Annotated in this window: 10 protein-coding genes; 6 read left to right on the top strand and 4 right to left on the bottom strand. The window is 61.3% G+C overall.

The features are described from left to right. The first annotated feature begins 30 nt into the window (after positions 1 to 30). The 6 genes from J4E63_RS25410 (at position 31) to cmoB (ending at position 7,114) form a co-directional block, all read left to right on the top strand. Entirely contained in the window at positions 31 to 1,344 is a 1,314-nt protein-coding gene (locus J4E63_RS25410) for an MFS transporter (protein WP_192261539.1), read from the top strand. Between the two features lie 210 nt (positions 1,345 to 1,554). Further along, positions 1,555 to 3,969 carry an endopeptidase La gene (lon, locus tag J4E63_RS25405; RefSeq protein ID WP_259334247.1) on the top strand — a complete coding sequence of 805 codons (2,415 nt, stop codon included), beginning with the start codon at positions 1,555 to 1,557 and terminating at the stop codon, positions 3,967 to 3,969. A 214-nt stretch (positions 3,970 to 4,183) separates the two neighbouring features. Further along, positions 4,184 to 4,576, top strand: coding sequence for a protease inhibitor I42 family protein (locus J4E63_RS25400; protein ID WP_207283677.1), 393 nt, complete (start codon positions 4,184 to 4,186; stop codon positions 4,574 to 4,576). Between the two features lie 2 nt (positions 4,577 to 4,578). Next, a complete protein-coding gene (locus J4E63_RS25395; RefSeq protein WP_060739064.1) occupies positions 4,579 to 5,214 on the top strand; it encodes a lysoplasmalogenase in 636 nt (211 codons plus the stop codon). A gap of 203 nt (positions 5,215 to 5,417) precedes the next feature. Continuing rightward, positions 5,418 to 6,161 carry a carboxy-S-adenosyl-L-methionine synthase CmoA gene (gene cmoA / locus J4E63_RS25390; RefSeq protein ID WP_060739065.1) on the top strand — a complete coding sequence of 248 codons (744 nt, stop codon included), beginning with the start codon at positions 5,418 to 5,420 and terminating at the stop codon, positions 6,159 to 6,161. After that, entirely contained in the window at positions 6,158 to 7,114 is a 957-nt protein-coding gene (cmoB, locus tag J4E63_RS25385) for a tRNA 5-methoxyuridine(34)/uridine 5-oxyacetic acid(34) synthase CmoB (protein WP_207283676.1), read from the top strand. The genes cmoA and cmoB overlap by 4 nt, the downstream gene beginning before the upstream one ends. Before the next feature lie 119 nt (positions 7,115 to 7,233). Here the strand turns inward: cmoB and tadA are convergent, their stop codons facing one another. The 4 genes from tadA to J4E63_RS25365 all read right to left on the bottom strand — a co-directional run bounded on the left by tadA (position 7,234) and on the right by J4E63_RS25365 (position 12,559). Beyond that, positions 7,234 to 7,731: a tRNA adenosine(34) deaminase TadA gene (tadA, locus tag J4E63_RS25380; protein WP_207283675.1), complete on the bottom strand. Its 498-nt coding sequence runs from the start codon at positions 7,729 to 7,731 to the stop codon at positions 7,234 to 7,236. Further along, positions 7,731 to 9,107: a multicopper oxidase family protein gene (locus tag J4E63_RS25375; protein ID WP_092464136.1), complete on the bottom strand. Its 1,377-nt coding sequence runs from the start codon at positions 9,105 to 9,107 to the stop codon at positions 7,731 to 7,733. Before J4E63_RS25375 ends, tadA begins: the two co-directional genes overlap by 1 nt. 153 nt (positions 9,108 to 9,260) lie before the next feature. Continuing rightward, on the bottom strand, positions 9,261 to 11,978 hold the full coding sequence (locus J4E63_RS25370; protein ID WP_207283674.1) for an AAA domain-containing protein: 2,718 nt from the start codon (positions 11,976 to 11,978) through the stop codon (positions 9,261 to 9,263). Positions 11,979 to 12,034: 56 nt separating this feature from the next. Further along, complete coding sequence (locus J4E63_RS25365; protein WP_207283673.1) at positions 12,035 to 12,559, bottom strand: AlpA family transcriptional regulator; 525 nt, start codon at positions 12,557 to 12,559, stop codon at positions 12,035 to 12,037. Positions 12,560 to 12,561 lie beyond the last annotated feature (2 nt).

Raw genomic sequence — 12,561 nt, 5'->3', positions numbered from 1 at the left:
ACGGAGCACATGACTGTCAGGGATAACCGCATGACGACCGCTACCTGCAACGAGGCTGTGCCTGCCCAGCCGACCAACTCGGCCACTCGCGTGGCGACCGCGAGTTTCATCGGCACTGCCATCGAGTTCTACGACTTCTACGTCTATGCCACGGCGGCGGCCCTGGTGATCGGGCCGGTGTTCTTCCCACAAACCTCAGGCACCGCACAGATGCTGTCGTCCTTCCTGACGTTCGGCATCGCCTTCCTCGCCCGTCCGCTGGGTTCTGCGCTGTTCGGCCATTTCGGCGACCGGATCGGGCGCAAGTCGACGCTGGTGGCCTCCCTGCTGCTGATGGGCGTGTGCACCACGCTCATTGGCGTGCTGCCCGGCTACGCCAGCATTGGCGCCTGGGCGCCGATCCTGCTGTGCCTGCTGCGTTTCGGCCAGGGCCTGGGGTTGGGGGGTGAATGGGGCGGAGCGGCGCTGCTGGCCACCGAGAACGCGCCCAAGGGCAGGCGCGCCTGGTTCGGCATGTTCCCGCAACTGGGGCCCTCCATCGGCTTCCTGGCGGCCAACGGGCTGTTCCTGACCCTGGCCATGAGCCTGGACGACGAGCAATTCCGTGACTGGGGCTGGCGGATTCCGTTCCTGCTCAGTGCCGTGCTGGTGATCGTCGGCCTCTACGTGCGGCTCAAGCTCCATGAAACCCCGGTGTTCGCCAATGCCATGGCCCGCCAGGAGCGGGTCAAGGTGCCGTTGGTCGAGCTGTTCAGCCAATACTGGGCGCCGACCTTGCTGGGCGCCGCGGCGATGGTGGTGTGTTACGCGTTGTTCTACATCTCGACGGTATTTTCCCTGAGCTACGGCGTGTCCACCCTCGGCTACAGCCGCGAGACATTCCTGGGCCTGCTGTGCTTTGCCGTACTGTTCATGGCCGCCGCTACGCCGTTGTCCGCCTGGGCCAGCGACCGCTACGGCCGCAAACCGATATTGATCATCGGTGGCCTGCTGGCGATTGCCTCGGGTTTCCTCATGGAACCGTTGCTGACCCACGGTTCGACCGGCGGCGTGGCGCTGTTCCTGTGCATCGAGCTGTTCCTGATGGGGGTGACCTTCGCACCCATGGGCGCCTTGCTGCCGGAACTGTTTCCGACCCACGTGCGCTATACCGGCGCCTCGGCGGCCTACAACCTGGGCGGTATCGTCGGTGCCTCGGCCGCACCGTTCTTCGCCCAGAAACTGGTGGCGATGGGCGGCTTGAGCTATGTCGGAGGCTATGTTTCAGCGGCCGCGCTGCTCAGCGTCATCGCCGTGCTGTGCCTGAAGGAAACGCGCCACAACGACTTGAACCGGGTCGCCTGACGCGCCTCCCCGTAGGAGCTGCCGCAGGCTGCGATCTTTTGATCTTTCACTTGAGACTCAAGCGTCAGAGGAAAGATCGCAGCCTCGCTTCGCTCGGCAGCTCCTACGGGGTAAAACCGGCCAATGAAATAACCGTTAACAATCGCCCACCATTGAAACCACCCCCCACCTGCCCCATCTAAGACCCATACCCCATTGCGCAGGTGCCCCATGAGCGACCAGCACTCTACTGAAGCCACTAACGACTACGCTGATTCCGAACACATCGAACACACTTCCTCCGGCACCGGCCTGGCGTTGCCCGGCCAGAACCTGCCGGACAAGGTCTACATCATCCCCATCCACAATCGCCCCTTCTTCCCGGCCCAGGTGTTGCCGGTCATCGTCAACGAAGAACCGTGGGCCGAGACCCTGGAACTGGTGGCCAAGTCCGATCATCACTCCCTGGCGCTGTTCTTCATGGACACGCCCCAGGAAGACCCGCGCCATTTCGACACCTCGAAACTGCCGCTGTACGGCACGCTGGTGAAGGTCCATCACGCCAGCCGGGAAGGCGGCAAGCTGCAATTCGTCGCCCAGGGCCTCACCCGCGTGCGCATCCGCACCTGGCTCAAGCACCATCGCCCACCGTACCTGGTGGAAGTCGAATACCCGCACCAACCGAGCGAGCCAACCGACGAGGTCAAGGCCTACGGCATGGCGCTGATCAACGCGATCAAGGAGTTGCTGCCGCTCAATCCGCTGTACAGCGAAGAGCTGAAGAACTACCTCAACCGCTTCAGCCCCAACGACCCTTCGCCGCTGACCGACTTCGCCGCCGCGCTCACCTCCGCCACCGGCAATGAACTGCAGGAAGTGCTCGACTGCGTGCCCATGCTCAAGCGCATGGAAAAAGTGCTGCCGATGCTGCGCAAGGAAGTCGAAGTGGCGCGGTTGCAGAAAGAGATTTCCGCCGAGGTCAACAACAAGATCGGCGAACACCAGCGCCAGTTCTTCCTCAAGGAGCAGCTCAAGGTCATCCAGCAGGAACTGGGGCTGACCAAGGACGACCGCAGCGCCGACATCGAACAATTCGAGCAGCGGCTGGCAGGCAAAGTGCTGTCGGCCCAGGCGCAGAAGCGTATCGAAGAGGAGATGAACAAACTCTCCATCCTGGAAACCGGCTCGCCGGAATACGCCGTCACTCGCAATTACCTGGATTGGGCGACCTCGGTGCCGTGGGGCGTGTATGGCCAGGACAAACTCGACCTCAAGCATGCGCGCAAGGTGCTCGACCAGCACCACGCCGGCCTGGGGGACATCAAGGACCGCATCCTCGAGTTCCTCGCCGTCGGCGCCTACAAAGGTGAAATCAACGGTTCCATCGTGCTGCTGGTGGGCCCGCCGGGCGTGGGCAAGACCAGCGTCGGCAAGTCCATCGCCGAATCCCTGGGCCGGCCGTTCTACCGCTTCAGCGTCGGCGGCATGCGCGATGAAGCCGAGATCAAGGGCCATCGACGCACCTACATCGGTGCCCAGCCGGGCAAGCTGGTGCAGGCGCTCAAGGATGTCGAAGTGATGAACCCGGTGATCATGCTCGACGAAATCGACAAGATGGGCCAGAGCTACCAGGGCGACCCGGCCTCGGCGTTGCTGGAGACCCTTGATCCGGAACAGAACGTCGAATTCCTCGACCACTATCTGGACCTGCGCCTGGATCTGTCGAAAGTGCTCTTCGTGTGCACCGCCAACACCCTGGACTCGATCCCCGGCCCGCTGCTGGACCGGATGGAAGTGATCCGCCTGTCGGGCTACATCACCGAAGAAAAAGTCGCCATCGCCAAACGCCACCTGTGGCCCAAGCAACTGGCCAAGGCAGGTGTGTCCAAGGGCAGCCTGAGCATCAACGACAGCGCCCTCAAGGCCCTGATCGACGGTTACGCCCGTGAGGCAGGGGTGCGACAGTTGGAGAAACAGCTGGGCAAACTGGTGCGCAAGGCAGTGATGAAGCTGATCGACGACCCGAAAGCGGTGATCAAGCTCGGGCCGAAGGACCTCGAGGCTTCCTTGGGCAAGCCCGTGTTCCGCAACGAGCAGGTGTTGTCCGGCATCGGCGTGATTACCGGCCTGGCCTGGACCAGCATGGGCGGCGCGACCTTGCCGATCGAAGCGACGCGCATCCACACCCTCAATCGTGGTTTCAAGCTGACCGGGCAACTGGGAGAGGTGATGAAGGAGTCGGCGGAGATCGCCCACAGCTACGTCAGTTCGCACCTGAAGCAATTTGGCGGCGATCCGAAGTTCTTTGACGAGGCGTTCGTTCACCTGCACGTACCGGAAGGCGCCACACCCAAGGACGGCCCGAGCGCCGGCGTGACCATGGCCAGTGCCTTGCTGTCCCTGGCCCGCAACCAGCCGCCGAAAAAAGGCGTGGCCATGACCGGCGAACTGACCCTCACCGGGCACGTCCTGCCGATTGGCGGCGTGCGCGAGAAGGTCATCGCCGCGCGCCGACAGAAGATCAACGAACTGATCCTGCCGGAAGCCAACCGGGGCAACTTCGAAGAATTGCCGGACTACCTCAAGGAAGGTGTGACGGTGCACTTTGCCAAGCGGTTTGCGGATGTGGCGAAGGTGTTGTTCTGAGGGTTTTATAGCCGCTGTACCGGCCTCATCGCGAGCAAGCTCGCTCCCACAAGGTTTGGTGTGGATCACAAATGCTGTGAACACCACAAATCCCCTGTGGGAGCGAGCTTGCTCGCGATGGCGTCATCCGCAACAACACATCCCCACCTGACACACCCAGTAGCATCTTCGGTTATGCTCGCCGTTCGTCGTGAATGCCGGAGCCGTTGCCCTTATGTCCCTCACTCGCCTGCTCGTCCCCCTCAGCCTCGCCCTGCTGAGCGCCTGCGCCACGCAAACCAGCAACAACGTGACCGTGGAAAAACTGAGCCAGTGCCCCGTAAGGCTCAATAACGGACAGAACCTGATCCTGAGCCTGCCCAGCAACCCCAGCACCGGTTATCGCTGGGCGATCCAGGATTCGGCCGGTGGCGTGCTGAAGGGCTTGGGGCCGGAGGTTTATCGCAACCCGGAAGACGCCGGCATCGTTGGCGCCGCGGGTGTCTCGACCTGGCGCTTCCAGGCGTTCAACGCCGGCACCGGGCGCTTGCGCCTGACTTATCAACAGCCTTGGGCGCCGGAAGTGCCGCCCGTGGAAACCTTTGACTGCGCTATCGCGGTGAACTGACTGTGGGTTGGCTGATCCTCGCACTGATGGGTGCGGCCACCTACCTGTACGGCCTGGCCATGCATGCCACGCTGCTGTGCCTGCTGGTCAAGCCCATGCCGGTGCTGGCCCTGCTCGGCTGGCTGCACGATGCGCCGCCCAGCGAATATCGGCGCTGGATCAGCCTCGGGCTGATTTTCTCGCTGGTGGGCGATGTGCTGCTGGCCTGGCCGGGGGACCTGTTCGTGTTCGGCCTTGGGGCGTTTCTGCTGGCGCACCTGGCCTACCTGAAAGCCTACCTCAGCGACTGCCGCCGACCGGCGCTGCTGCCCTTGGCCCTGGCCTTGGGCATCGGCGCGGTGCTCCTGGCAATCCTGGTGTCGAGCGGTCTCGGGCCGTTGCTGGTGCCGGTGGTGATCTACGGCCTGGTCATCAGCGCCATGCTCTGGCGGGCGTTGGCACGACTGGGCACCGACGTGCCCAAGCGTTCGGCGTGGCTGGCCGCCACCGGGGCGCTGGCGTTTGTGTTTTCCGACAGCCTCATCGGCATCAACCGGTTCGTGCACCCCTTCCATGCCGCGCCTTACCTGATCATCGTCAGTTATTGGCTGGGCCAATGGGGCATTACAGCGTCGGCGTTCGCCCGAAAGCCACACTGAACAAAGCTCAATAATATGGGAGCAAAGGTTCTGTGGGGCACGGCTCTGTGGGAGCAAGGCTTGCCCGCGATGAACGATAATTCGGTCTTGCTATAGACCGCGGTGCCTTTATCGCGGGCAAGCCTTGCTCCCACAAAGCTCGCTCCCACTGGTTTTTTGGTTAAAATGCCGGCCTTTTCACCACCCATGCCGCTGGAACCGCCGTGAGCAAAGACCCCGATCGCCTATTCGCCCAGCCCCTGGCCCAAGTGCCGGACTTCGCCTTCAACGAGGACGTGGTGCGGGTGTTTCCGGACATGATCAAGCGTTCGGTGCCGGGTTACCCGACCATCGTCGAAAACCTCGGCGTGCTCGCCGCGCAATTCGCCCAGCCGGGCAGCGTGCTCTACGACCTAGGCTCGTCCCTGGGCGCGGTGACCCAGGCCCTGCGCCGTCATGTGCGCACCGACGGTTGCCGGGTGATCGCGGTGGATAACTCGGCGGCCATGGTCGAGCGCTGCCGTGAATACCTCAATGGCCAGGACTCGATGTTCCAGGAGCTGCTGCCGGTGGAAGTGGTCGAAGGCGACATCCTCGCCCTGACGTTCCAGCCAGCCTCGGTGGTGGCACTGAATTTCACCCTGCAATTCATCGCGCCGGACCAGCGCACCGCACTGTTGAGCCGCATCCGCCAGTCCCTGCTGCCGGGTGGCGCCCTGATCCTGTCGGAAAAATTGCGTTTCAACGATGCAGAGGAACACGCCCTGCTCACCGACCTGCACGTGGCGTTCAAGCGCGCCAACGGCTACAGCGAGCTGGAGATTGCCCAGAAACGCAGCGCCATCGAAAACGTCATGAAGCCCGACAGCCTCGAAGAGCACCGCGAGCGCCTCTTGGCGGCCGGCTTCTCGAAAGTCGTGCCGTGGTTCCAGTGTCTTAACTTCGCCTCGTTGATTGCCCTGCCATGATCGATCTGTCCCCCCTCGCCCGCCATCTGGCCGGCACGCCCCTGGCCGATTGGGCCGCGACGCTGCAGACGCAACTCGACAGCAAGATGGAAAAGGGCCACGGCGACCTGGAGCGTTGGCAAAGCGCCCTCGATGCGCTGCCGATTTTGCAACCCACCACCGTCGACCTGCTGAATGGCCTGACCCTCGACACCGATTGTTCCGACGAAACCCGTGGGCAAATGCGTACCGCGTTGATGGGCCTGTCACCATGGCGCAAAGGGCCTTTCGACCTGTTCGGCGTGCACGTGGACACCGAATGGCGCTCGGACTGGAAGTGGTCGCGGGTGGCTCCGCACCTGGATCTTGCGGGCAAGCGCATCCTCGATGTGGGCTGCGGCAACGGTTATTACATGTGGCGCATGCTCGGTGCCGGGGCGGACACGGTGATCGGCGTCGACCCCAACTGGCTGTTCTTCTGCCAGTTCCAGGCGGTACAGCGCTACCTGTCGCAGCCCAACGCCTGGCATTTGCCGTTCCCCTTCGAGGCCCTGCCAGCGGAACTGGAAGGCTTCGACACGGTGTTTTCCATGGGCGTGTTCTACCATCGCCGCTCGCCGATCGAACACTTGCTCGCCCTGAAGGATTGCCTGGTCAAGGGCGGCGAACTGGTGCTGGAAACCCTGGTGATCGAAGGCGACGAACACCAGGTGCTGGTGCCCGAGGACCGCTACGCGCAGATGCGCAACGTGTGGTTCCTGCCGTCGGTCCCGGCCCTGGAACGCTGGCTGCGCCGCGCCGGGTTCAGCGACGTGCGTTGCGTGGACGTGAGCCTGACGACCGTGGAAGAACAGCGCAGCACCGAGTGGATGAAGTATCAGTCATTGAGTGATTTCCTCGACCCCGCCGACCACAGCAAAACCATCGAAGGGCTGCCTGCGCCGATGCGGGCGGTGATTGTGGCGCGTAAATAAATCGTCCAACCACCACAAGCCCCCTGTGGGAGCGAGCTTGCTCGCGATGACGGCCGGACATTCAACAGACATGTTGCCTGACAGACCGCTATCGCGAGCAAGCTCGCTCCCACAGGGGATCAGTCTGAAGACTTGGCTCTTCGGGCCTTGAAGAACTCACTCAGCACCGTACTGCACTCCTCGGCCAACACCCCGCCCTCGAACATCACCCGATGGTTCAGGAACCCCTGGCTGAAAAACTGCCCCTGGCTCTGCACGATGCCGGCCTTGGGCTCCAGGGCGCCGTAGACGACCCGGGCGATGCGCGAGTGGACGATGAGGCCGGCGCACATGCTGCAGGGCTCCAGCGTCACATACAGGGTGCTGCCGGGCAGGCGATAATTGCTCACTGCCTGGGCGGCGGCGCGGATGGCGACCATTTCCGCATGGGCGCTGGGATCGTGGCCGCTGATCGGGCAGTTGAAGCCGCGCCCGATGATCTCGCCGTCCTGCACCAGCACCGCGCCCACCGGCACTTCCCCCAGGGCGGCGCCTTGGGCGGCGAGGGTCAGGGCTTCGCGCATGAAGTCCTGGTCACGACTGCGGTCGATGATTCTGGCGGGGCGAATCTGGCGCATCACGCCACCTCGATGGCGGCCATCAGGCCGGTTTCCATGTGGTCGATCACATGGCAGTGGAACATCCACACCCCTGGATTATCCGCCACCAGCGCCACCTGCGCCCGTTCGTTCTTGCCCAGCAAGTAAGTGTCAGTGAAGTACGGCACGACCTTGTGCCGGTTCGACGCGATCACCTTGAAGCTCATGCCGTGCAGATGGATCGGGTGCTGGTACTGGGTCATGTTCTTCAATTCGAAAATGTAGCTCTGGCCTTTCTTCAGCGTGGCGATCGGCCGATCGGCGCAAGTCTTGTCGGTGATGTCCCAGGCCTTGCCGTTGATCTGCCACAGGCTTGGCGGCTTGCCGTTGTCGACATTGACCGACACCGAGCCGACCCATTCGAAATTGAAGTTGAGTTTCTCCGCATTGGCCAGGTCCGGCTCGGACACCGGGTTGGCTGGCAGTGCCGGCGGCCACTGGGTCGGTGCGTCACTGTTGGGCACCGAACGCAAGGTGCCCAGGCGCACCGGGCCATTGCGCAACGACAACTCTTCGCCGGCCGGCGGCGCCTTGATCGCCAGGCAAATGCGCATGCCCGGGCCCAGCCAGTATTCCTTGCCCAGCGGCCGCGGTTCGATGGGGTTGCCGTCCAGCGCATAGATCTGCGCTTCAACGCCTGGGATGTTGATACGGTAAGTCAGGGTGTTGTCGAGGTTGAGCAAACGCACCCGGGTGATCTGCCCGGCCGGCAGATCGATCACAGCCTGCGGCACACCGTTGATGGTCGCCAGCCGACCGGCCGTGCCACCACGCGCCGCCTCACGGGGAATGCTGAACTCCACGAACTGGCCTTGTTCGTCCACATGCCAGCTCTTGAGGCTCAGAGTCTGTTCGTACTTGAAGCCAGTCGGCTCACGCTCTTCGATGATCAACGGTCCCACCAGCCCACGCCCGAGCTCTTCGCTGCTGTTGACGTGGGGGTGGTACCAGTAACTGCCGGCGTCCGGCACGCGGAATTTGTAGTCGAAATACTCGCCCGGCAGCACCGGCAGTTGCGAGACATACGGCACGCCGTCCATCTCCAACGGCAAACGGATCCCGTGCCAGTGAATGGTGGTGGCGACCGGCAGATGGTTGATGAAGCGCACCCGCAACCATTCGCCCTGGCGCACCCGCAGCTCGGTGCCCGGCGCCGAAGGGCCGAACGCCCAGGCCTGGGTCTTGTGCCCGGCCACCAGCTCCACGTCCAGGGGCGCCGCGATCAGTTCATAGTCGTGACCGGCCTCGGCGTCGGCCCGCTTGCCCAGCCAGTACCGCGACGCACCGCCTGCACCCACACCAACGACAACAAGACCGGCCAGGCCACCGAGTATTTGGCGACGGGTAAAGGACATGAACACAACCACCTATTGAATCCGCGCGAACCGTTGGGCCCGCAAAAGGCGAATACGATACACCCGCAATTGAGAAATATTAAGTGAAGGATTGTCGCGGCACTCGCCGTTGTCGTGGAGGCAAGGAGGGCCTCAAGCGCCCGGCAGCTCGATTTATCCCGCTGTGTCCTTTAGGACACCGGTTGCCCACTGCGTCACAAATGCCGCCACCCGCTCTTCAATACGACTTTCAACGGTTCGCAAGCGCAGCAAAGGGATACCGCACTTGCCCAAAATACTGTCTTTCAAGGCATCGAGCTTCGCCTGTTCAGGCGTGTCATGGCTGCCTCCGTCGACCTCTATCACCCCCAGCGGTGTTTTCCCAACCTTGAAATAGAGTACGAAATCACAACTGGAGCCGTTGTTCATGAAGTCCAGCTCCCGCGGGACCAGTCTCGCATTGGTGCTCGGGGCCACTTGCTTCAGCGGTATCTGCGAGTGGAACATGAGCCCTCGGCAGACTTCCTGCTCCAGCGTCTCACGCAGGATCTGCGCCACGATCCGCTCTGACTTGTAATCGGAATCTTCCCGCCGCAGCCGTTTATCGAGGCGTTCGAGCGATTGATCGTACTCCGCGTACAGCAGATCGAAGGCCGAGATCACTGGCGCGCGATGCACCTGCCTGTCCTCCGCGTAATACTCGATATAGCGCACCAGCGCCGCAATATGCCCATTGTTCGCCGTGAAGACATCATCTCCCGTGACCAACGTAAAACCGTTCTTGGCCCGAGACACTGCCACATTGACCATGCGCGGATCATCAACGAACGCCAGGAACTTCGGGGTGATGCTCTTTTTGTCCAATACCGTGGAGAAGACAATTTCGTCGCACTCGCGGCCTTGGAACTTATGCACGGTGTCATTGATGAAATCGTCCGGTAAAAGCGTCCCGGAAAGTGTGGCCTGTGCCCGGAAAGGCGCGATGAATCCCCTCCCATCCTTGCCCGTCCAGGCACTTTCGCCTTCACCGGCAAGCGTCGCCAGCAATGAATCCAGCTCCCGCAGGTTCGTGGTCTTTCGCGTGTGATTTCCCTTGGCTGTCACCAGCAACGACAGAGGCTTTTCCCCTCTGTCCTTCGTCATCGGGACCAACTGGTCGTCATAGAACTGCTGGTTACAAAACTGAATGATTTGCGGGTGGCAGCGATAGTGCTCCTTGAGTAGCGTCGTCGGAATGGAGCCGTTGAATACACGGATACACGAATCGAGCAGGCTGAATGTCTCGCAATCGTAGTGCTCCCTGTCCTGGGGCGCGGCCAGGCCCAGCCGTGCCGGGATATGCGCCAACTGTTTCCTGTCGCCAACGATGATCAGTTGCTTCGCGCAGCCTAACGCCAATATTCCCGGAACGATGTCCTGCTGCGAGGCCTCATCGATGATCACATAGTCGAGCATTGCCCCGGCTGGAAGCGAGTTGATGATCGAATGTGTACTGCTGGAAATGATCGGATAGCGCGTCACGAACTCATCGAATCTACGCTTGTAGGTCTTGGCTTCGAAGGGTGCGGGTGGCGGCACCTGTTGGTGCAGATGCTGCTTGAGGTATTTCATCGAAGCGCTGGTCAACTCATCCAGCAGTGCCTGGTAATTGCCGAGTCGCAACGCCTGCTGATGAGTTTCCAACAGTGCATTCTTTTCCTGCAGCGCCTTGTCGTAAAAATGGAGTTGTAGGCCATAGAACATTGACTGGCGCTTTTCCCAGTTATCGAACGGCCGGGTACGCAGAATCCTGAAGTTGAACAGCAGTTCGATTCTGTCCTTGACCCTGACGCGACTGCCTCCCAGGTGGGTCAGATAGGCCATCAGGTCCGCAGACTTCTGCGGGGTCAGCTTGTACCTGTCCAAGGGCGGAATCTGTACGCCGTTATCCTGTTGCCATTGCTGCAGATAGCGGCGCTCCACTTCCAGCTCATTGATTTCGAGCTGCAACTGCGCCACCGCATTGCGGGTACCCAGATAGCCCTTGAGCTGTTGCAGAACAATCTGGATCCGCTCCATCGAAGGCGCGGCTTCGGGAGTCACCGAGGGACGGGGACGTGGATTGGCGAAAAATGCCTCGCGATTTTCGGTGCTGCCCAGTTCGGCAACTAGGTAATCGAGCCCGGACTTGCGCAGTTTTTCGCAGACATTCGCCACAGCTGAATTGTTATTGGACACCACCGCCACCGTACTCTCACGTAACAGGATATTGGCGAGGATGTTCAGAATGGTCTGGGTCTTGCCAGTGCCGGGCGGCCCTTCGATCAAACTGATCTGTGAGGTGAAGGCCTGCTCGACGGCATGAAGCTGACTTTCATTGATGCCGAAAGGAAAGACGAAATTCCCCGCTTGTACCTGCCGTTCATTCTTCCCGATGCAGTAAGCGTGCAATGCCGTGTCTGCACACGGAAGTATTGAGTTCAACTGGCGCAGCACATTCTCGGCGATCAGCTTATCCACTGGTTTCGTGGCATGATCGACTCGGGCACTGGCCACGGAAAGGAAATAATGAAAGAGCGACTCTTCCTTCATCTTCGTCGGTGCGACAAGCTCGATAGCATCCAGCTTGAACACGTAATTTGTCGTCTTCCCGGAATACTGAACGACGGCATATTTCTCACCGTAGATCACGGCCTTCTCAATTGGACTGAGCACCGCGCTGCCCTTCTTACGCAGAAGCTTGTCACTCACTACTCGGGTTGGAACGACCTCACAGTCTTCAAGCGGACTTGGGAAGCTCTTGCCGGAAGGAAAGTGGCAAATCAACAAAAGTCTACCGTTCCTGTCACTCTTGATTGTCCAGTCGCTGATCTGCCGAGTCTTGTCTTCACCGCGCACGTTGATAAAAACCATATAATCCCTTACTCAGGCTTGTTCAAAGCCTGGACACGTCCATGTTGTCGGAATCCTTACCCAACCAAAGCTTCCAACTCTTTGGCAGCCAGGCTCGGTAACCGTCGGCCCTCTTTCGCAACGTTGACCTGGGAGGCCACCAGGGCCACGTCCAGCACGCTCTTGGTAAGCGTATAGCTGCCCTTTGCCTGCAGCCAGGTCAGAACGTCCGCCAAGTGCCAGATAGACGCACTTCCCTCGTGCACCGGCGTCGGGAAGCTGCTCGGATGAGCCAACATCAGCTTGCGCATGTTCTGCCGAGAGACACCTACGATCTCAGCTACGTCGGTTAGGCCCACCAAGTCAGGGGCAACCTCGATCAGTTTGGCCGACGGCACCGCGCGGCGGACGTCGCTCAGAGCGCTGAACACCGCCTTGACCGCATCGGGAGCCTCGCGAGTGAACTCAAGCGCCAGCCGCCCCGGCTGCCCAATGCCGACCAGGGCATCGTCACAGCCAGCTTCACCCAGCCGCTCGACCAGCTCATCCGAGGCACAGTCATCGTCAGCAAGCTGATATTTCAAGGTAAAGGTATATTCCATCG

Origin of the sequence: Pseudomonas sp. FW300-N2F2 (assembly GCF_017351655.1) — a bacterium.
Classification (GTDB): domain Bacteria; phylum Pseudomonadota; class Gammaproteobacteria; order Pseudomonadales; family Pseudomonadaceae; genus Aquipseudomonas; species Aquipseudomonas fluorescens_AA.
This window is presented reverse-complemented; position numbering and strand designations above follow the sequence as displayed.